Origin of the sequence: Halomonas alkalisoli, assembly GCF_021412585.1 — a bacterium.
Lineage (GTDB): Bacteria > Pseudomonadota > Gammaproteobacteria > Pseudomonadales > Halomonadaceae > Halomonas > Halomonas alkalisoli.
The window spans coordinates 16,932-36,244 of the sequence record NZ_JAKCMI010000041.1 but is presented as its reverse complement, the minus strand read 5'-3'; the positions used below and the strand labels follow the sequence as shown (position 1 = coordinate 36,244).

Here is a 19,313-nt window from a genome sequence, read left to right as displayed (position 1 = left end):
GCCATTATCGTGGGCATTCAACGCCAAGGAATGCCGATACCATGATGCGCCAGATTTTCCCCGCCACCCTGCTGGTTGCGCTTCTCGCCGGATGCCAGAGCGGTCCGGTTCAGGAGGCGTCAGCCGCCGACCGCTCGCCTGAGGTTGCCAACGGACAGGCTGCCGGCGGACAGGAGGCCGAGACCGCCCGGGAGCCCACGACCAGTGAGCGCTCGGAGCCCGCAGCCACCCCCGCCGACTTCAATGCGTGGCTGGCCCGCTTTCGCCGCGAGGCCCGCGCAGAGGGCATCGGCGAGGCGACCCTGGCCCGGGCGCTGGATGGGGTTCGCTATCGGCCACGGGTCATCGAGCTGGATCGTTCCCAGCCGGAGTTCGTACGCCCCATCTGGCAGTATCTGGACAGCGCCGTTTCATCAACGCGTATCCAGCAGGGGCAAGCCAAGCATGCCGAGCATCGCGATACCGCCCGTCGCATGGAGGAGCGCTATGGCGTGCCGGCGGAGATCATCGTCGCGATCTGGGGAATCGAGAGCAACTACGGCGGTAACTTCGGTGACTTCTCGACCCTGGAGGCACTGGCGACCCTGGCCTTCGAGGGGCGCCGCAGCGCCTTTGCCCGCGGCGAGCTGATGGCTGCGCTGCGTATCATCGAGGCCGGAGACATCCCCCCGGAACGCATGGTCGGCTCCTGGGCCGGGGCCATGGGCCATACCCAGTTCATTCCATCGAGCTTCGAAGCCTATGCCGTGGATGGCGATGGCGACGGGCGCCGCGATATCTGGGGCAGCATTCCCGATGTCATGGCCTCCACCGCCAACTACCTCGCCCGGGCCGGCTGGCAGACTGGCCAGCCCTGGGGGGTGGAGGTCCGGCTGCCGGATGACTTCGACTACGCCCAGACCGAACTGACCACCCGTCGTGCCAGCCGTGAATGGGCTGCCCAGGGGGTGCGCGGCGTCGCTGACGGTTCGCTGCCCGAGTTCGCCGAAGCCTCGGTCATTGCGCCCGCCGGCGCCGACGGGCCGGCCTTTCTGGTGGGCCCCAACTTCCGGGCCATCCTGCGCTACAACAATGCGACCAGCTATGCCCTGGCAGTGGGCACGCTGGCCAACGAGGTTGCCGGTCGTCAAGGTATCCGTTCCAGCTGGCCGCGAGATGAGCAGCCGCTGACACGCAGCCAGGTCCGCGAAATGCAGCAGGCGCTCAATGCCCGTGGCTTCGAAGTCGGCACCCCGGACGGCATCCTGGGGCCCAATACACGTAGCGGCCTGCGCAGCTATCAGCGTTCGATCGGTGTGATCCCGGATGGTTTCGCCACGGTCAGCCTGTTGCAGCGATTACAGCGCTGACAGCGAAAGACCCCGCCGTGAAGGGCGGGGTCCGGCGAGGTCTTCCTGTTACCCTTTCCAGAGATGGCTGCTCATGAATGGTTTTTCATGAATGGTTCCTCACGAATGGATTCGAGAGGGTTCCGCCGATCAGTGTTGGGGCAGGTCAGTCGTTGTTGGTCCAGTTGTTGAGCAGGTCGCTGACCGCTTGGCCGGCTCTGTGGGCGCCTTCCTGGGTGCGCTCCCAGGCGCGTTCGGCACCCTCGCCGATGCGGTCGGCGCCTTCGCGCGTCTGGTGCCAGGCGCTTTCGGCACCCTCGCCGGCGGTATGCCAGGCATCCCGCGCGCGCTGTCGTGCCATGTTCCACCAGTCCTGGTCGTAGCGTGGCATGGCCGTCAGGGCATCTTCGTTGGCGTCCACGAGCACGTCATGGGTGGTTTCGCCATCCTCTTCATGGGTCACCAGCCGGTAGTGGGCATTGGTGACCACGATATGGTCGCCATCCTGTCCCACATCGGCATGGGAGCGTATGACCAGGGCGTGAACCTGCATGTCGTCACCGAGCAGCATATCGACGACATCGCTGGGCTGGCTGTCCGGGGCGGCTTCGAAGTGTACCTCGGCATCGAGAATCGCCCTGGCCGAATAGAGCCCCTGGGGTTCGAACTGGGCGTGTGCCCCGGCAATGGTGAGGCCGGCGATCAGCAGGCCAGCCGAGGTGGCAAGTGTCGTCCTTGCAAAGCGTCTCTGGGTCATACAGTGTCCTCCTGTTCCTTGATGACACCTTCAGTGTAGTAGATATACCTAAAGTTTGTTGTCCGGTAACCGCATGCCGGGGGGGAGCAGCCTGGGCGACTGGCATTCTGGGGAGGCGGCGCCATTCTTGTGGCTTTCGATAGGGAGATATCATGAACGTGGATTTATTGCTGCGCCGGCGGCTGGTCGCTCTGGCGCTCGGGGCATGGCTGCTGGTCGCTATTGCGCCTGCTTCGATGGCTGAACAGGAGGTCTTCGGCTGGGTCGAGAAGGCCACCCTGGAGCCTTGGGGGGTGGAGGTAAAGGCCAAGCTCGATAGCGGTGCGCTAACCTCGTCGCTCGATGCCCGCGATATCGAACGCTTCGAGAAGGAGGGCGAGGAGTGGGTGCGTTTTCGCCTGGAGCTCCTGGACGAGGCAAGCGGCGAGACGTTCTCCGAAACGCTGGAGCGGCCGCTCTATCGCGACATCCGCGTGCGTGGTGCGGGTGGCCGCGACGAGCGCCTGGTGGTGCTGATGAACGTCTGCATGGGCAGCACCATCTATGAGGAGCAGGTCGGTCTGCGCAACCGCGAGGAGATGCACTATCCACTGCTTCTGGGGCGGCGCACCATCGGCCACCTGGGCCTGCTCGACGTGACCCGCACCTTCCTCAACGGGCCCGACTGTGACGAGGACACCGAGGTGATGCGCTACGATAGCGATGACGAAGACGGTGAAGAGGACGGCGACGAGAGGGAGTGACACCCTCCGGCGGCTTCAGGACCATCGGGTTTTTATCGGCCCCTCAGAACAACCGGGCCAGCAGGGCGGTCACTGCGGTCTCTACCCGCAGGATGCGCGGCCCCAGGTGTATCCCCTCGCAGCCGGCCTCGATGAGTCTCTCCACCTCGAAGGGTATGAAGCCACCTTCGGGGCCCACCAGCAGTGCGACGGGCTCTTCGATGCCCCGTGGGCAGGGCTGTGGCATTCCGGGGTGTGCCAGCAGGCCTCGCCGTGTCTCGAGTAGCCCCGGCAGCACGTCCTCGACGAAGGGGCGAAAACCCTTGGCCAGATTCACCCTGGGCATCACGGTATCCCGGGCCTGCTCCAGTCCCAGCACGAGATGGGCGTGAATCTTCTCGGGGGCGAGTTCCGGCGACTGCCAGTAGCTCTTTTCCACCCTTCGCGAATGCAGCAGCGTGATCGTCTTCACCCCGAGAGCCGTGACGTGCTCGAGGCTCCTGGCCAGCATCCGTGGGCGCGGCAGCGCGAGGACGAGGTGTGCCGGTAGCGGCGGCGGCGGCGGGGTGTCCAGTGCGCCGAGGGCGAAGCGCGCCTCGTGCTCGTCGAGCGCCAGCAGCTCGCCGCGGCCGATGCCTCCACCCGCCACGCCCAGTGTCATCGCATCGCCGATGCGGGCGCGGTGCACCTCCTTGAGATGGCGCAGGCGGCGAGGGTCGCGAATGCACGCCAGCTGGTCGTGTTCGATGTCGTCGGGGGCGAGCAGGATCAGGTTCATCGGGTCTCGTTAATTCGGTTCGATTTGCAAGGGCGGTGGCGCGGTGCACAATAGCAGCAAAGGGCAAGCCTGCCTTTCATGACAAGGAGTGCCACCGTGCGCGTGATTCGCAAGTATGCCAACCGTAGGCTCTATGATACCCAACAGAGCCGCTATGTGACGCTAGAGGACCTGCGTCGCCTGATCCTCGACGAGGAGCCTTTCCGGGTCGAGGACGCCAAGAGCGGCGAGGACCTTACCCGCACCATCCTGCTGTCGATCATCATCGAGCAGGAGCAGGCCGACGGGGACTCCGAAGTCTTCTCCAATGACCTGCTGGCCCAGTTCATCCGCGTCTACGACATGGCCCAGCCGCTTCCCCTGGCGCGCTATCTGGAGCAGGGCACGCAGCTGATGCTCGAGCAGCAGAAGCGCATGCAGGACCAGTGGCAACAGGCCATGCGCCATTCGCCCATGGACCTGATGCGCGAGATGGCAGAAGAGAACATGCGTTTCTGGCAGAAGACCATCGGTCAGGGTCAGGCTAATAACGGTGACAAGCACGATGATGACAAGCGCGACGGGAAGGACGACGAGACCAAGGAGTCCTGAGCGGGGCGCGTCGACGGCGGCTTTCTGACATAATGCCGCGACGTTTTTCATGCCCGTTTTTCACGAGGCCCGGCCAGGCGTCGTCCAAGCCCGGTTTCACCCAGTCAGAGATAGGTAGTGTAGCGGATGAAGGTACTGATCATCGGCGGCGGTGGCCGCGAACATGCCCTGGCCTGGAAGGTCGCCCAGTCGCCTCGCGTCGTACGCGTTTTCGTGGCCCCCGGCAATGCCGGTACCGCCCGGGAGGCGGGCGTGGCCAATGTCGCCATCGACGTAGCCGACCTGGATGGGCTGGTGACGTTTGCGAAGGAGGAGGCCATCGACCTGACCATCGTTGGCCCGGAGGCGCCGCTGGTCGCGGGCATCGTCGATCGCTTTCGCGAGGCGGGCCTGGCCATTTTTGGCCCCACCGCCGGGGCGGCCCAGCTCGAAGGATCGAAGTCCTTCACCAAGGACTTCCTGGCGCGTCATGCCATCCCCACCGCTGCCTACCGCACCTTTACCGAGGTCGAGCCGGCACTGGCCTATCTGGCTGAGCAGGGCGCACCCATCGTGATCAAGGCCGACGGCCTGGCGGCCGGCAAGGGTGTCATCGTCGCCATGACCCTGGGCGAGGCCGAGGCGGCCGTGCGTGACATGCTGGAGGCCAACGCCTTCGGCGACGCCGGGGCACGGGTGGTGATCGAAGAGTTTCTCGAGGGCGAGGAAGCGAGCTTCATCGTCATGGTCGATGGCGAGAGCGTACTGCCCATGGCCACCAGCCAGGATCACAAGCGGGCGCTTGACGGCGACGAAGGGCCCAATACCGGCGGCATGGGCGCCTACTCGCCGGCGCCGGTGGTGACCGAGGCGGTCCACGAGCGGATCATGCAGGATGTGATCATGCCTACGGTGCACGGCATGGCGGCGGAGGGGCATCCGTACAGCGGTTTTCTCTATGCCGGGCTGATGATCGACGCCGAGGGCAATCCCCGGGTGATCGAATACAACTGTCGCTTTGGCGACCCGGAAACCCAGCCGATCATGCTGCGCCTGCGGTCCGACCTGGCCGAGCTCTGCCTGGCAGGAGCGAACGGGGAGCTGGCGGGCCATACCTGCGACTGGGATGGACGAGCCTCGGTGGGCGTGGTGCTGGCGGCCGGTGGCTACCCGGGCGACTACCGCAAGGGCGACATCATCGACGGGATCGAAGCGGCGGAGCGTACCGGCTGCAAGGTCTTCCATGCCGGTACGGCCGACAATGACCAAGGGCAGGTGGTCACCGCCGGTGGGCGTGTGCTCTGTGTCACGGCCCTGGGCGAGGGCGTATCCCGGGCGCGAGACCTGGCCTATGAAGGCGTTGACGCCATTCGCTGGAGCGACAGCCACTTCCGCCGCGATATCGCACACCGGGCGATCGCCCGGGAGCGGCAGGACGGCTGATTGCCGCTGGCGTACAGAACACGACCTGGGAGCGAGAATGGAGCGTATCAAGCTGGAATTTCCCGAGCACGCCTGGCGTCATGTGCACACCTTGAGCGTGCGCGTGGGGGACATGAACTACGCCCAGCACCTCGGCCACGATACGTTGATTTCACTGCTGCACGAGGCGCGGGCGGCAGCACTCGCCACGCTGGGTGCCAGCGAGCGGAATGTCGGTGGGTTCCCCGGTGTGGTGGGCGAGCTTGCCGTGCAGTATCAGGCCGAGGCCTACTGGCCGGATGTGCTCGAGGTGACCACCGCGATCCCGGTTCCGGAAGGCAAGGGACTCAAGGTGTTTCATCGCATGGTGCGCCGTAGTGATCGGCGCCAGGTGGCGACGGCCATGTTGACCATGCTGCTGGTCGACCCGTCCCGGGGTGGTAAGGTGGTTTCTCTACCGGAGTCTTTTCTGAGTCAGCTGGGCTCGGGAGAATTCGCTTGAGAGAGGGTAACTGATGTCGCGAGAATACCCCATTATCGCCGTGACCGGCTCCTCCGGGGCCGGCACGACGACGGTGAAGCGAACCTTCGAGCGGATGTTCGCCAGGGAGGACGTGCATGCCGCCATCGTCGATGGCGACGCCTTCCATCGTTACACCCGGGACGAGCTGGCGCGCATCTTCCGCGAGGAGCCCGAGCGCAAGGATGAGCTGTCCCACTTCGCCGTGGAGGCCAACCTGCTGGACCGGCTCGAGACGCTCTTCCTGGAGTATGGCGAGCACGGTACCGGGACCTTCCGGCACTATATCCACGCCGAAGACAAGCAGATGATCGAGGCCGGCTACCGGGTCGGCACCTTCACCGAGTGGCAGCCGCTGCCCTGCGGTACCGACCTGCTCTTCTACGAGGGGCTGCACGGCGGCCTGGTGACCGCCGAGCACGATATCGCCCGGCACGTGGACCTGCTGGTGGGTGTCGCACCGACCATGAACCTGGAGTGGATCCAGAAGATCGATCGCGACATCAAGATGCGTGGCTACTCCCAGGAGGCGGTGATCGATACCATCCTGGGCCGCATGGGCGACTATGTGCGCTACATCCAGCCGCAGTTCTCCCGTACCCACATCAACTTCCAGCGCGTGCCCACGGTGGATACCTCCAACCCCTTCGAGGTGCAGGACATCCCCAACGACGCCGAATCCTTCGTGGTCATTCGTTTTCGCGACCCTTCCACCGTGGATTTTCCGTGGCTGCTGGCGATGATCCAGGACTCCTTCATGAGCCGCCCGCACACCCTGGTGGTGCCCGGCGCCAGGATGTCGCTGGCCATCGAACTGATCCTGGCGCCGCTGGTGCGCCATCTGCTCGCCCAGCGGCGCTTTCGCTGAGCGCAGGGCCACTTTCTCTCTTTCACGACGACATCGCGACGACAGGAGCATGACATCGAATGGACTGCCTGTTCTGCAAGATCATCAAGCGTGAGATTCCCGCGGATATCGTCTTCGAAGACGAGCATGTCCTGGCGTTCAACGACATCAACCCCCAGGCACCGACCCACATCCTGATCATTCCCAAGCAGCACATCGCCACCTTGAACGATATCGAGGAAGCTGACCTGGCCTTGATCGGCCGGCTGCAGTACACCGCGGCACGGCTGGCGAAGGAGCGAGGCTTCGCCGACGATGGCTACCGCGTGGTGATGAACTGCAATGACCAGGGGGGGCAAACGGTCTATCATATTCATATGCACCTGATGGGCGGTCGACGCTTTACTTGGCCGGCTGGCTAGCCGGCGCCCTGCGGTGTAAACCGCGCGCGTCGAGGCGTGCGACGCATCAGGTGCATACCCGCAAACGCCACCCGCCAGGGTGGCGTTTGCGGTATTCGACAAGCGGCACTTCCGGGCGATGGCGGTTCGGTTGGGCCGGTGGTTTGATTCGTCTGTGCTGAAACGAGGGTGCCATGAGCCGCAAGCTGACCCATGCCGATACGCTGATCCACCAGTTCGATACCGTGCTGCGCACCCTGGTGCCCCATGCCGCACGCTCGTCGCGTCCCTCCCCGGTCACCGCGGATATCGACGATGACCCCATGACGCTGGACGAGCGCCGCCACGCCGCTGGGCTGATGCGCGTCAATCATACCGGGGAGGTGTGTGCCCAGGCGCTCTACCAGGGGCAGGGGTGCACCGCCAAGCTGCCCGAGGTGCGTGAGCAGATGGAGCACTCGGCCCAGGAGGAGATCGATCACCTGGCCTGGTGCGACGAGCGGCTGCAGGAGCTGGGTGGCCGTACCAGCCTGCTCAATCCGCTGTTCTATGCCGCTTCCTTCGGGCTAGGCGCCGTGGCCGGCGCGGTGGGCGATCGTGTCAGTCTCGGCTTCGTGGCAGCGACCGAAGAGCAGGTGGGCAAGCATCTGAACGAGCATCTGGAGACCCTGCCGCCGGGCGATCACCGCTCCCGGGCCGTGCTGCGCCAGATGGCCATCGACGAGGCACACCATGCCCAGCTGGCGCTGGAGGCCGGCGGTGCGCGTTTTCCCGCACCGGTGAAGTTCGGCATGTCGTTGATGTCCAAGGTGATGACCAAGAGCGTCTATCGGATCTGAGTGCTGCCACAAGCGGTTGGCCATGTCGCTTGTGGCCATGCATGGTTCGGATGGGATTTTCAGGCATCCACGATGGTGTAGGAGTGGGTGAGCGCGACGCCACCCTTGGCCAGCATGATGGATGCACTGCAGTACTTCTCGGCGGAGAGTTCCACGGCGCGCTTCACCTGGCTCTCCTTCAGGCTGTGGCCTGCCACGGTGAAGTGAATGTGGATCTTGGTGAAGACCGCCGGCACGGCATCGGCGCGTTCGGCCTCCACCTGGGCGACGCAGTCGGTCACGGCGGCACGCGACTTGTCGAGGATCTCCAGTACGTCGAAGGAGGCGCAGGCACCCATGCCCATCAGCAGCATCTCCATGGGACGGGGGCCGGTGTTGCGGCCGCCATGGTCGGGGGGGCCATCGATGACCACGCTGTGGCCGCTGCCGGATTCGGTCACGAACTGGCGACCGTCGGTCCATTTGACGCTGGCTTTCATGGCAAGGGTTCCTGTCGAGAAATGGGGTGACGATGGGAGCAGCATATCATTCGATGACGCTCGGCTCAGCCCGGCAGGCAGCGCAGCCGCTGGTCCAGCCTGGCGAGCCGCTCCGGGGTGCCTACATCGACCCAGGCGCCGCGATGATGGCTGCCGCCTACGCGGTCGCTGTCCATCGCCTGGCGCAACAGCGGGGCCAGGGCGAAGGCGCCCGGCTCATGGTCGGCCACCAGGGCCGGGTCGAGCAGGCTGATCCCGGCGAAGGTCAGTCGGGGGATGCCCTGGTCGAGCACGCGCCCGCCGGGGGTCAGGTGGAAATCGCCTCGCGGATGATGATCGGGGTTGTCGACCAGCACCAGGTGAGCGAGGTCGTCATCGAGGGTGGGCAGGCTGGCCGGGTCGAGATCGCACCAGATGTCGCCGTTGACCAGCAAAAAAGGCGACTCGCCCAGCAGCGGCAGCGCCCGGTGAATGCCGCCACCGGTCTCGAGCGGGGTCTCCTCACGGCTCCAGGCGATGGCGACGCCGAAGGCCGACCCATCGCCCAGGGCCTCGATGATCTGCTCGGCCCGGTAGCTGACGTTGATCACTGCCTCGCGAATGCCCGCCGCCGCCAGGCGTTCCAGGTGATGGGCGAGAAGCGGCTTGCCGGCCACCGGTAGCAGTGGCTTGGGGCAACGGTCGGTGAGCGGCCGCATGCGCGTGCCGAGCCCGGCGGCCAGGATCATTGCCTTCATGGCCGGGCTCCGGGATCGATGCCCTCGGCCGCGAGCCTTGCCGCGAGCGCAGGGCGGAGAGTGGTGGCGAGCCAGTCGCGAAATGCCTCGTGGCCGGGCAGGCCGGCCAGGCTCTCCTCCAGGTGGCAAAGGAAGTGAGGCAGGCGCTGAAGGTAGCCCTCGCGCCCGTCGCGCAGCGTCAGGCGGCAGAATATGCCCAGTACCTTGAGCGCCCGCTGGGCCGCCATGGCCTGCGCCTGGTGCAGGAATGTCTCGCGGGTGCTGGCACTGGAAAGGCGCCCGTCGGCGATGGCCCGCAGGCGGAAGGCCTCGATCCAGGCGTCGAAGCGCTCCGGCGGGAAACGGCAGTAGCGGCCGCGCAGCAGCGAGATCGGGTCGTAGCTGATGGGGCCGGCCACCGCATCCTGGAAGTCGATCAGGTAGAGTCGCTCGTCCTGCACCATCAGGTTCATGGCATCGAAGTCGCGATGTACCGTGACCACCGGCTGGGCCAGGGCCGAATCGATCAGCGTCTCGCGCAGCGTGGCCCAGCCCGGCGGTAACTCCGGCATGCCGAGCCACTCCCTCAGGCACCAGTCGGGGAAGAGCGCCAGTTCTCGCCCCAGCAGGGCGGCATCATAGGGCGGCAGGTCGTGGGGCCCGGCACGGTTCTGCAGCTCGTGGATCAGGTCGAGGGCGCGGTCGTGCCAGGCCAGGGTGCCGGGCTCGGCGTCACCCTGGAAGCGTACCTGAAGCGGCTCGTCTCCCAGGTCATCGAGTTCGATGAAGCCTTCGTCCAGGTCGAGTGCATGCAGGCTCGGCACCGGCAGGCCCGCGGCTCGCCAGCGTCGGGCGATGATGGCAAAGGGTCGGCTGTCCTCCTGCGGGGTCGGGGCATCCATCAGCATCCGCGTGGTACCGTCGGGCAGGCGCAGCCGGAAGTAGCGTCGAAAACTGGCATCGCCTGCGGCCAGCTGCAGATCGAAAGCATCGCTGGGGAGGTTGTGGTTCTCGGCCGCCCAGCGGCGCAGGGCGTCGAATCGCTTCGCGGTGTCGGCCTGGGGCATGCGGGCTCCTTGCTGATGTCGGGCGGTGCCGGTTGACGCCCGTTGGGCTCCGCCGCATGCTCGCTCAATGACATACGACAGGCCGGGTACGGTCTGTATAATACCGATTCTCTCCGGCAAGGACATCGTGGATCATGGGCAAGGGACAAGCAGGGGCAGCGCTCGCTGGCCTGATCACTTACGGCCTGACCTGCGGCGCACTGTCGGCGGTGGCGCTGGAGCCTCTCCCGGCCGCTCAGCTCGACTGGCACGCCTGGGGCGACGACCGTCCGGTGGGGGCGCTGTGCCGTGGCACCTACGTGATGCCCGAGTATCGCCTGCCGGCGACAGATGACCCGCAGCAGGTCCGCACCGAGTCCGACAGCGCCTTCTATGGCGAAGAGGGCGAGACGATCCTGGGCGGTGAAGTCATCCTGCGGCGAGGCGATAGTCAGCTGGAGTCCCCGAGGGTGAGCGTGCCGGCATCGCGGGAACAGGCGTTTGCCGAGGGGCCGCTGGCATTGCGCGATCAGAGCCTGCTGGTGCGGGGCCAGGCGGCCGAGGTGTCGCTGGTCAGCGATGCCGCCCATATCGACTCGGCCCACTACGTGATTCACGATCAGCGCCTGCGGGGCAATGCGCTGCAGCTCGCGCGTCAGGAAGATGGGCGCTATCGCCTGACCACGGCGAACTTCACGACCTGTGACCCGGGGGACGAGATGTGGCGCCTGGTGACCGGCGACCTGGTGCTCGACCGCGAGAGTGGTTTTGGCACGGCGCGTCACGCCCGGCTGGAGATGGGGCAGGTGCCGGTCTTCTATTGGCCCTGGGTGCGTTTTCCCATCGACGATCGCCGCCATACCGGCTTCCTGTGGCCAGAGATCGGCGCTTCGGGTGGCGCCCTGGACTATGCCCAGCCGTTCTACTGGAATATCGCGCCCAATCACGACGCCACCATCACGCCACGCCTGATCACCGACCGGGGCCTGCTGTTGGGGGGCGAGTATCGCTACCTCTTTCCCACCGATGCCGGCCAGGTCGAAGGCGCCTTTCTTTCCAGCGACGGTGGCGGCTCCAGCGACGATCCCAACGCGGCCTCGCGGCGCTTCGAGGGCGAGGATCGCTGGTATATCGACTATCGGCACTCCGGATACTTCGACCGGCGCAATCGCTATGACCTGCGCTATGGCGGTGCCAGTGACGGCCGCTACTTCGACGACTATGGCAGCATCTTCGGCGATGACCCCTCCAACATGCACCGCCTGGCCCGTCTGCAGCATCTCGGCGACGTCTGGCAATTCGATGCCCGGGCCGAAGGTTTCCAGCGGCTGGACGATCCGCTGCGGGATCGTGACAAGCCGTTCTATCGGCTTCCCAGCCTGACGGCGAACGCAGGCTTCACTCAGGAGGGGGGCTTCTATCAGCAGTGGCGCTCCAACCTCACCTATTTCTGGCGTGACGTGAACGAAGTGGCCATTCCGCGGGAGCGGGAAGCGGCCGTGGGCAGCCGACTTCATCTCTCCCCGGCCACGGGCTGGCGCTTCGATGAGAGCTGGGGCCATCTCGAGCCCAGGGTCGAGTGGCTCTATACCGCCTATGCCCTCGACTACGGACAGCGCGATACCGATCGGGACACCTCGCTGCAGCGGGCCGTGCCGGTGTCGTCGATCGATAGTGGGCTGGTCTTCGAGCGGGAACTGGATCTCGGTGGTCGCGACTACCGCCATACCCTGGAGCCAAGGTTCAACTATGCCTATGTACCGGCCAGGGACCAGCGTGAGTTCCCCGACTTCGATACCAGCGAGCGCGCCTTCTCCTGGAACCAGCTCTGGTCGCCCCATCGGTTTTCCGGCTCCGACCGGGTGGGTGACCTCAATCGGTTGTCGATGGGCCTCGAGTCACGCCTGCTCGAGGATGCCAGTGGGCGTGAGCGTCTTTCGCTCGGCGTGGGCCAGGCGTTCTACTTCGATGATCGCAACATCGACCTCGATGGCGATCCCGACACGCTGCCACCGGAGTCGGACGTCGAGCGCTTCTACAATGCCACCCGTGATCGGTCGTCGCTGATCACGCGGCTTGACTGGCAGATCGACGATCATTGGCGCAGCCGCCTGGAGTGGATCTATGACGACCGGCAGCAGCGTACCGAGCGAAGCTCGGCCTATCTGCAGTATCGAGCCGATGCCGGGCACGTGTTGAACCTTGGCTATCGCTGGGAACTCCAAGGCTTCGACCCTTCGGTGGAGCCCGATGATGACGAGTTCCGCGACTTCGACCGTGAGGAGTTCGATCTGTCGTTTGCCTGGAAGACATCGCCGCGGGTGGACCTGATCGGGCGGGCACTGTACGACTACACCAACGACCGCTTTCTGGACCAGCTGGCGGGTGTGCAGTGGAACGACTGCTGCTATGGTCTGCAGCTGGTCTGGCGCCGATGGATCGATGACAGTGGTACCGCCCGGATCGATAATGACGTCACCGAGCACGGGATCTTCCTGCGCTTCGTGTTCAAGGGGCTCGGTGGTGTCGGCGGTGACGCCGGCGACTATTTCGAGCAGGCCGTTCCGGGTTATCGCGCCACCGCTTTTTGAGGTGGCCCCAGCAGGTCTTTTATCAGAGATACCATGAGAGGAAAGAACGTTATGCGCATCCCGCGAATCGCCACCCTGGGCGCGACCCTGGCGCTGGCCCTGTGCCTCGGCGCCGTGTCGCTTATCGCCCAGGCCCAGAGTTTCCAGCCGGTGGAGCGCCAGTCGCTGGACCGGATCGTGGCAGTGGTCAACCAGCACGCCATCATGGAGAGCGAGCTGGCCGAGCGAGTGGAGATGATTCGTAGCCAGGTGGCTGGCCAGGGGCAGGGGCTGCCTCCCGAGTCGGTGCTGCGTGAGCAGGTGCTCGAGAGCATCATCGTCGAGGAGATCCAGCTGCAGATGGCGAGGAATGCCGGCCTCAGCATCGACGACACCGAACTCAACCGCCAGGTGCGGGCCATCGCCGAAAGCAACGGCATGACGCTCGAGCAGTTCGCCGATGCCCTGGAGGCCGACGGCCTGACGATGGCCACCGTGCGAGAGGAGATCCGCCGCGAGATGCTGTTGCGCGAACTGCACCAGCGCCAGGTGGGCTCGAGTGTCAACGTCAGTGAGCGCGAAGTGGAGCGTTTCATCGAGCAGCGGGGCGGTGGTGTGAGCCGTGACCAGGCGCGCCAGATGGTCTTCCAGCAGAAGGCCGAAGAGGCCTTGGATGCCTGGATCCAGGAGATCCGTGCCGAGGCCTTCGTCGACAATCGCCTGTCCAACTCCCGCTGATGGCAGTGGCGGTTCAGGCGCCTGTCCTGGCACTGACCACCGGCGAGCCCGCCGGTATCGGGCCCGAACTGGTGCTGCAGTTGGCGGCCGGTCTGTCGTTGCCGGCACGGGTCGTGGCGGTGGGCGATCCGCAGCTGCTGGCCGAGCGCGCCGCCATGGTAGACGCCCGGGTCGAGCTGGTGACGTTGGCACCGGATGAACCGGTGCCGGCGCCGAAGGCCGGTGTGCTGCCGGTCTGGCCGGTGGCGCTGCGGGAGCCGAGCCTGCCGGGCCGGCTGGCGGTCGCCAATGCCGACTATGTGCTGGAAGTCCTGGACCTGGCGGTGCGGGCGTGTCTTGCCGGTGACGCTGCCGGCATGGTCACCGCCCCCCTGCACAAGGGGGTGATACTCGATGCCGGCCATGCGGGGTTCAGCGGCCATACCGAATACCTTCGCGATGCCTGCGGCGTCGAGGAGGTGGTGATGCTGCTGGCCACCGACCAGGCGCTGCATGCCAGCGAAGCGAGCTGGCAGGGTGGGGCGGCACTGAGGGTGGCGCTGGCCACCACTCACCTGCCACTGAAGGACGTGGCCGGCGCCATTACCGACGCGCGCCTGGCGCGAATCCTGCGTATCCTGCAGGCCGACCTCAAGCGCTGGTTCGGTGTGACCGAGCCACGCATCGCCGTCTGTGGCCTCAACCCCCATGCCGGTGAAGGAGGCCACCTGGGTCGCGAGGAGATCGAGGTCATCGTGCCCTGCCTCGAGCGGCTGCGCGGCGAGGGCCTGCGCCTCGATGGGCCGCTGCCGGCCGACACCCTGTTCACGCCGCGACACCTGGCAGGCGTGGATGCCGTGTTGGCGATGTATCATGACCAGGGGCTGCCGGTGCTCAAGTATGCCGGCTTCGGCCGTGCCGCCAATATCACCCTGGGGCTGCCGCTGGTGCGGACCTCGGTGGATCACGGCACGGCGCTGGACCTGGCAGGCCGCGGCGTTGCCGACCCGGGCAGCCTGCGCGTGGCCATCGCGCTAGCCGCCGACATGGCCCGCCGTGGCGCGGCCGCTTCACTATCCTGACGAACGACAAGACAAGGACTTTTTCATGGCATCGCGCCCGCCGGTCCACCGCGCTCGCAAGCGCTTCGGCCAGAATTTCCTGCGTGACCCCGGCATCATCTCGCGCATCGTGCGGGCCATAGCCCCCCGCCCCGGCGATCGCCTGGTGGAGATCGGCCCCGGTCAGGGCGCCCTGACCGAACCCCTGGTCGAGGCAGCCGATGGACGGCTCGAGGTGATCGAGCTGGACCGTGACCTGATACCCGGGCTGCGGGTGCAGTTCTTCAACTCTCCCGATTTCATCATCCACGAGGGTGATGCGCTCAAGTTCGACTTTCGCGCCCTGCGCGGTGAGGGCGAGCCGCTGCGGGTGGTCGGTAACCTGCCCTATAACATCTCCACGCCTCTCATCAGTCACCTGCTCGAGGCGGGAGACGCGATAGCCGACATGCACTTCATGCTGCAGAAGGAGGTGGTCGAACGCCTGGCCGCCGAACCGGGCGGCCCCGACTGGGGGCGGCTGTCGGTCATGGCCCAATACCGCTGCCGGGTCGATGCGCTGTTCACCGTGCCCCCGGAAGCCTTCGTGCCTCGCCCCAAGGTGGAGTCGGCCATCGTCCGGCTGACGCCCCATGCGAGCCTGCCGTATCCGGCAAGCGACGAGGCGCTGCTCTTCCATGTGGTGCGCCAGGCCTTCGGCCAGCGTCGCAAGACGCTGCGCAACAATCTCAAGGGGCGCATCGAGGCCGATGCCCTCGAAGCCCTGGGTATCGAGCCGTCGCGCCGGCCCCAGACACTTACGATCGAAGAGTTCGTTCGTATCGCCAACCATCTGGCCGCTTTGGAGGCGACGACATGAATCGGGGAACGGAAACACCACAGAAGAGTGAAGTGCTCGTTGACGTCGAGCCCGCCTTTCGCGACGACGAATCCTCCAGTGACGAAGCACGCTATGTCTTCAGCTACACGGTGACCATCCACAATCATTCCGAACGCAGCATGCAATTGCTGGCCCGGCACTGGAAGATCACCCAGGGCAGTGGCAAGGTGCAGGAGGTGCGCGGCAAGGGGGTAGTCGGGCAGCAGCCGATGATCGGGCCGGGGCAGACCTTTCGCTATACCAGTCGCGCCATCCTCGATGGGCCGGTAGGGGTCATGGAAGGCGCCTACACCTGCGTCGACACCGCCAGCCAGCGGCCCTTCGAAGTGGAAATTCCCCCCTTCCGGCTGGCCGGTCCCAACCAGATACACTGAAGCGACGGCGAACGGCAGGGTGACAAGGAGAGGACATGACGACCTACGCCATCGGTGATCTGCAGGGCTGCCACGCCGAATTCGTCGAACTGCTCGAGCGGCTCGCCTTCGATCCCCGTCATGACCGGCTGTGGCTGGTCGGCGACCTGGTCAACCGCGGGCCGGCGTCGCTGGCCTGCCTGCGCGAAGTGCGGGCACTCGGCGAGGCCGCCGTTACGGTGCTGGGCAACCACGATCTGCACCTCTTGGCGGTGGCGCGTGGCGGGGCATCGCTTAACCGCAAGGATACCCTCGGGAGCATTCTCGCCGCGCCGGATCGTGAGGCACTGCTCGACTGGCTGCAGTCTCGCCCCTTGCTGGTTCGCCGGGCGGTGGCGGAGCAGGGCGACACGGTGATGAGTCATGCGGGAGTGCTGCCGCAGTGGTCACCGGCGCTGGCCGAGGGGCTGGCCGGCGAAGTGGCCGGCGAGCTGCGCAGCGAGCGCAGCGGTGCCTTTCTCAAGCAGATGTACGGCAATGAGCCCGCCTGCTGGCATGACTCGCTCGATGGAATCGAGCGGCTGCGCGCCATCGTCAATGTGCTGACCCGGATGCGCTTCATCGATGCGGAGGGCTGTCTCGACTTCTCTGCCAAGGAGGGTCTGGACAGCGCGCCATCCGGCTTCGCTCCCTGGTTCTGCTATCCTCGCCAGGATGATGCCCGGCTGGTGTTCGGTCACTGGGCGGCCCTGGAGGGGAAGGCTCCCGGTGCGTGCACCCGGGTCGAGGCACTGGATACCGGCTGCGTCTGGGGCGGCAGGCTGACGGCATTGAATCTCTCCACCGGCGAGCGCATTGGCGTACCCAGCCATCAGCGCCGCTGACCTTTTCCTTCGACCCGGGAGCTAGCCATGACGCCCCCCTCGTTCCAGCACCTGACGCCCGAGGCCCTCGATGAGTGGCTCACGGCCGATGCGCCCCTCACCCTGGTGGATATCCGTGATCCGATGAGCTTTGCCAATGGCCACATTCTCGGCAGCCGTCATCTGGACAACGACAGCGTGCCGGCGCTGCTCGAGGCTGCCCCCCGTGCGCAGCCAATGGTGGTGGTCTGCTACCACGGGCACTCGAGCCAGCAGGCGGCAGACTGGCTGGCGGGCCAGGGTTTTTCCCGGGTCTACAGCCTCGATGGCGGCTTCACCGAATGGCAGCATCGTCACCCGGACCGGGTGGAGCGCTGAAGGATGGAGGGACGGCGCGACCGCTATCTCGACGGGCTCGAGGCCTATCGGGTAGGCGGGGCGGTGCGTGATGCCCGGCTGGGCTGGCCGGTCACGGACACCGACTGGGTGGTGGTGGGGGCCACGCCTGCGCAGATGCGACGGCGGGGGTTTCGGCCGGTAGGTCGCGATTTCCCCGTGTTCCTGCACCCCGAAACCCATGAGGAGTATGCCCTGGCCCGAACCGAGCGCAAGTCCGGCCATGGCTACACCGGTTTCGTCGTGCATGCCAGCCCCGAGGTGACCCTGGAGGAGGACCTGGCCCGCCGCGACCTGACCATCAATGCCATGGCGGAGACGCCTGACGGTGCCCTCGTCGACCCTTACGGCGGCCTCGACGACCTCGAGGCCCGGGTGCTGCGCCACGTGTCGCCGGCCTTCGTCGAGGATCCGCTTCGGGTGCTGCGTACCGCCCGCTTTCTGGCCCGCTATGCCGGGCTCGGCTTCACCATCGCCGACGAAACCCTGGCACTGATGCGGGAGCTGTCGGAGAGTGGCGAGCTGGCCCACCTGGTGGCCGAGCGGATCTGGACCGAGACCGAGAAGGCGCTGGGCGAGCCCCGGCCGGCGGTCTATTTTCGGGTATTGGATGAGTGCGGCGCCCTGGCCGTGCTGTTGCCGGAACTGACACGGGATGCCGAAGCGCTGAGGGCGGCGCTGGTGCGGCTGGATCGACTGCCGGAAGGGCTCGCGAGCGACGAGCGACGCCGCTGGCGCTGGGCGCGGCTGATGGAGCATCTCGATGCCGACTGCCGTGACGCCATTGCCGAGCGGCTGCGGTTGCCGCGGGCCTATCGCGACCTGATGCGTCAGGCGGCATTGACGCGGTGGCTGCGGGCTCAGCCCGGTCCGACGCCGGCGGCGGTGAACGATTGGCTGGATGGCATCGACGCCTGGCGTCGCGGCGATCGGGTCGCGCCGTTGCTGGCACTGCTCGAACTGGAGGCGCCAGGGCTTGCCGATACACTGGAGCGCGCCTGGCGAGAGGTCTCTCGGCTGTCGCCCCGAGCGCTGGTCGATGAGGGCTTCAAGGGAGGAGCGCTCGGCAAGGAGCTGGCCCGACGGCGTCGAGCCATCCTCGAGCAGGTGCTCGGCCGGGGTGAGCGCTCGGACCCCTCGGTTACCTGACTGCCCGAGGCTGCCAACTGAATCCGACCGGCCAGAGCCGCTGGTCGGGCGCATCGAAGTCGGCCCAGAGCTCGCGGTAGGTACGTCCATCGCGGGGGTGGCGAGCCTCCGGCAGCAGCTCTGCCAGCGGCTGCAGTACGAAAGCGTGCTGCAGGATCTCTGCCCGCGGCAGTTCGACCCCATCATGCTCCCCGACCAGGTCGCCCACCGTCAGCAGGTCGATGTCCAGGGTGCGGGGGCTGAACTTGGGACTCTCCTTGCGCCGGCCATTGGCGAACTCCAGGCGCTTGCACCAGGCCTGAAGCTCCCCGACCGGCCAGTCGCTCTCGAAGGCGACGACAAGATTGAAGAAGTTGCGCCCATCCTCGAATCCCACCGGCTCGCTTTCGAAGACACGGGAGACCGCCAGGCTACCGAAGGTGCCCGTCAAGGCGTCCAGGCAGGTGCGAACGTGATGCTCACGATCAATGTTGCTGCCGATGCTGGCGCTGACCAGGGCCATCAGGTTTCCTCCGGCCGGGTGCCGCGCTCGATGCACACACCGACAGCGGCGGCGGTGGGCACGGCACCGGGTTTGCGCACCGTCAGGCGCAGCCAGGGGATGGCGAACTCGTCCCGCAGCGTGGCCGCGAGACGCTCACTGAAGGTCTCCACCAGGGCGAAATCGTGATCGCTGGCAAAGCGGGCGATCCGCTGGCTGATGGCGGCATAGTCGAGGGTAAGGGTGATATCGTCACTGGCGGCGGCGGGGCGGATGTCGGTTGCCAGCTCCAGATCGAGCAGCAGGCGCTGGGTTATGGTGCGTTCCCAGTCGTAGACGCCGATCACGGTTTCCACTGCGAGCGACTCGATCAATACACGGTCCATTGTGTCTCCCCGTAGGCGGAGGATGCGGCAGG

23 protein-coding genes are annotated in these 19,313 nt (G+C 66.1%); 16 read left to right on the top strand and 7 right to left on the bottom strand.

Translation table 11 applies throughout. The annotated features are described in order from the left end of the window. Positions 1-41 precede the first annotated feature (41 nt). Complete coding sequence (locus LY622_RS18190) at positions 42-1,349, top strand: lytic murein transglycosylase (RefSeq protein ID WP_234292178.1); 1,308 nt, start codon at positions 42-44, stop codon at positions 1,347-1,349. 145 nt (positions 1,350-1,494) lie between these two features. On the opposite strand, the gene LY622_RS18185 is transcribed toward LY622_RS18190, so the two are convergent. Next, positions 1,495-2,085, bottom strand: a complete 591-nt coding sequence (locus LY622_RS18185; RefSeq protein WP_234292177.1) for a PRC-barrel domain containing protein — start codon at positions 2,083-2,085, stop codon at positions 1,495-1,497. 152 nt (positions 2,086-2,237) lie between these two features. On the opposite strand from LY622_RS18185, the gene rloA3 reads away from it, so the two are divergent. Then, positions 2,238-2,828, top strand: coding sequence for a retropepsin-like aspartic peptidase RloA3 (gene rloA3, locus LY622_RS18180; protein ID WP_234292176.1), 591 nt, complete (start codon positions 2,238-2,240; stop codon positions 2,826-2,828). 43 nt (positions 2,829-2,871) lie between these two features. Here the strand turns inward: rloA3 and LY622_RS18175 are convergent, their stop codons facing one another. After that, on the bottom strand, positions 2,872-3,585 hold the full coding sequence (locus LY622_RS18175) for a 16S rRNA (uracil(1498)-N(3))-methyltransferase (RefSeq protein WP_234292175.1): 714 nt from the start codon (positions 3,583-3,585) through the stop codon (positions 2,872-2,874). Between the two features lie 96 nt (positions 3,586-3,681). On the opposite strand from LY622_RS18175, the gene phaR reads away from it, so the two are divergent. The 6 genes from phaR (at position 3,682) to coq7 (ending at position 8,184) form a co-directional block, all read left to right on the top strand. Continuing rightward, positions 3,682-4,176 (top strand): polyhydroxyalkanoate synthesis repressor PhaR, encoded by a 495-nt coding sequence (phaR, locus tag LY622_RS18170; RefSeq protein WP_234282096.1) that lies wholly within the window; start codon positions 3,682-3,684, stop codon positions 4,174-4,176. 126 nt (positions 4,177-4,302) lie between these two features. Beyond that, positions 4,303-5,598 carry a phosphoribosylamine--glycine ligase gene (gene purD, locus LY622_RS18165; RefSeq protein ID WP_234292174.1) on the top strand — a complete coding sequence of 432 codons (1,296 nt, stop codon included), beginning with the start codon at positions 4,303-4,305 and terminating at the stop codon, positions 5,596-5,598. A 37-nt stretch (positions 5,599-5,635) separates the two neighbouring features. Next, complete coding sequence (locus tag LY622_RS18160) at positions 5,636-6,079, top strand: acyl-CoA thioesterase (RefSeq protein ID WP_234292173.1); 444 nt, start codon at positions 5,636-5,638, stop codon at positions 6,077-6,079. Between the two features lie 13 nt (positions 6,080-6,092). Further along, complete coding sequence (locus tag LY622_RS18155) at positions 6,093-6,965, top strand: phosphoribulokinase (RefSeq protein WP_066448865.1); 873 nt, start codon at positions 6,093-6,095, stop codon at positions 6,963-6,965. A 59-nt stretch (positions 6,966-7,024) separates the two neighbouring features. Then, complete coding sequence (locus LY622_RS18150; RefSeq protein WP_234292172.1) at positions 7,025-7,366, top strand: histidine triad nucleotide-binding protein; 342 nt, start codon at positions 7,025-7,027, stop codon at positions 7,364-7,366. Positions 7,367-7,539: 173 nt separating this feature from the next. Further along, a complete protein-coding gene (gene coq7, locus LY622_RS18145) occupies positions 7,540-8,184 on the top strand; it encodes a 2-polyprenyl-3-methyl-6-methoxy-1,4-benzoquinone monooxygenase (protein WP_066448859.1) in 645 nt (214 codons plus the stop codon). Positions 8,185-8,243: 59 nt separating this feature from the next. On the opposite strand, the gene LY622_RS18140 is transcribed toward coq7, so the two are convergent. The 3 genes from LY622_RS18140 to LY622_RS18130 all read right to left on the bottom strand — a co-directional run bounded on the left by LY622_RS18140 (position 8,244) and on the right by LY622_RS18130 (position 10,446). Continuing rightward, positions 8,244-8,663 carry an OsmC family protein gene (locus LY622_RS18140; protein WP_234282086.1) on the bottom strand — a complete coding sequence of 140 codons (420 nt, stop codon included), beginning with the start codon at positions 8,661-8,663 and terminating at the stop codon, positions 8,244-8,246. A gap of 65 nt (positions 8,664-8,728) precedes the next feature. After that, complete coding sequence (gene murU, locus LY622_RS18135) at positions 8,729-9,400, bottom strand: N-acetylmuramate alpha-1-phosphate uridylyltransferase MurU (RefSeq protein WP_234292171.1); 672 nt, start codon at positions 9,398-9,400, stop codon at positions 8,729-8,731. Next, complete coding sequence (locus LY622_RS18130; protein ID WP_234292170.1) at positions 9,397-10,446, bottom strand: aminoglycoside phosphotransferase family protein; 1,050 nt, start codon at positions 10,444-10,446, stop codon at positions 9,397-9,399. The genes murU and LY622_RS18130 overlap by 4 nt, the downstream gene beginning before the upstream one ends. A 134-nt stretch (positions 10,447-10,580) precedes the next feature. On the opposite strand from LY622_RS18130, the gene LY622_RS18125 reads away from it, so the two are divergent. The 8 genes from LY622_RS18125 to LY622_RS18090 are packed head-to-tail and all read left to right on the top strand — an operon-like array spanning position 10,581 to position 18,414. Beyond that, positions 10,581-13,016 carry an LPS-assembly protein LptD gene (locus LY622_RS18125; protein ID WP_234292169.1) on the top strand — a complete coding sequence of 812 codons (2,436 nt, stop codon included), beginning with the start codon at positions 10,581-10,583 and terminating at the stop codon, positions 13,014-13,016. Positions 13,017-13,067: 51 nt separating this feature from the next. Continuing rightward, positions 13,068-13,733, top strand: coding sequence for a SurA N-terminal domain-containing protein (locus tag LY622_RS18120; RefSeq protein ID WP_234292168.1), 666 nt, complete (start codon positions 13,068-13,070; stop codon positions 13,731-13,733). Next, complete coding sequence (pdxA, locus tag LY622_RS18115; RefSeq protein ID WP_234292167.1) at positions 13,733-14,794, top strand: 4-hydroxythreonine-4-phosphate dehydrogenase PdxA; 1,062 nt, start codon at positions 13,733-13,735, stop codon at positions 14,792-14,794. The genes LY622_RS18120 and pdxA overlap by 1 nt, the downstream gene beginning before the upstream one ends. A gap of 25 nt (positions 14,795-14,819) precedes the next feature. Beyond that, positions 14,820-15,632, top strand: a complete 813-nt coding sequence (gene rsmA, locus LY622_RS18110; protein WP_234292166.1) for a 16S rRNA (adenine(1518)-N(6)/adenine(1519)-N(6))-dimethyltransferase RsmA — start codon at positions 14,820-14,822, stop codon at positions 15,630-15,632. Continuing rightward, positions 15,629-16,027, top strand: coding sequence for a Co2+/Mg2+ efflux facilitator ApaG/CorD (gene apaG, locus LY622_RS18105; RefSeq protein ID WP_234282073.1), 399 nt, complete (start codon positions 15,629-15,631; stop codon positions 16,025-16,027). Before rsmA ends, apaG begins: the two co-directional genes overlap by 4 nt. A gap of 35 nt (positions 16,028-16,062) precedes the next feature. Then, a complete protein-coding gene (locus tag LY622_RS18100; protein ID WP_234292165.1) occupies positions 16,063-16,890 on the top strand; it encodes a symmetrical bis(5'-nucleosyl)-tetraphosphatase in 828 nt (275 codons plus the stop codon). Between the two features lie 27 nt (positions 16,891-16,917). Beyond that, a complete protein-coding gene (gene glpE, locus LY622_RS18095; RefSeq protein WP_234292164.1) occupies positions 16,918-17,247 on the top strand; it encodes a thiosulfate sulfurtransferase GlpE in 330 nt (109 codons plus the stop codon). 3 nt (positions 17,248-17,250) lie between these two features. Next, entirely contained in the window at positions 17,251-18,414 is a 1,164-nt protein-coding gene (locus LY622_RS18090) for a tRNA nucleotidyltransferase/poly(A) polymerase-related protein (RefSeq protein ID WP_234292163.1), read from the top strand. On the opposite strand, the gene folK is transcribed toward LY622_RS18090, so the two are convergent. Then, a complete protein-coding gene (folK, locus tag LY622_RS18085) occupies positions 18,407-18,916 on the bottom strand; it encodes a 2-amino-4-hydroxy-6-hydroxymethyldihydropteridine diphosphokinase (RefSeq protein ID WP_234292162.1) in 510 nt (169 codons plus the stop codon). The genes LY622_RS18090 and folK overlap by 8 nt on opposite strands. Beyond that, positions 18,916-19,281 carry a dihydroneopterin aldolase gene (folB, locus tag LY622_RS18080; RefSeq protein ID WP_234292161.1) on the bottom strand — a complete coding sequence of 122 codons (366 nt, stop codon included), beginning with the start codon at positions 19,279-19,281 and terminating at the stop codon, positions 18,916-18,918. Before folB ends, folK begins: the two co-directional genes overlap by 1 nt. Between the last annotated feature and the right edge of the window lie 32 nt (positions 19,282-19,313).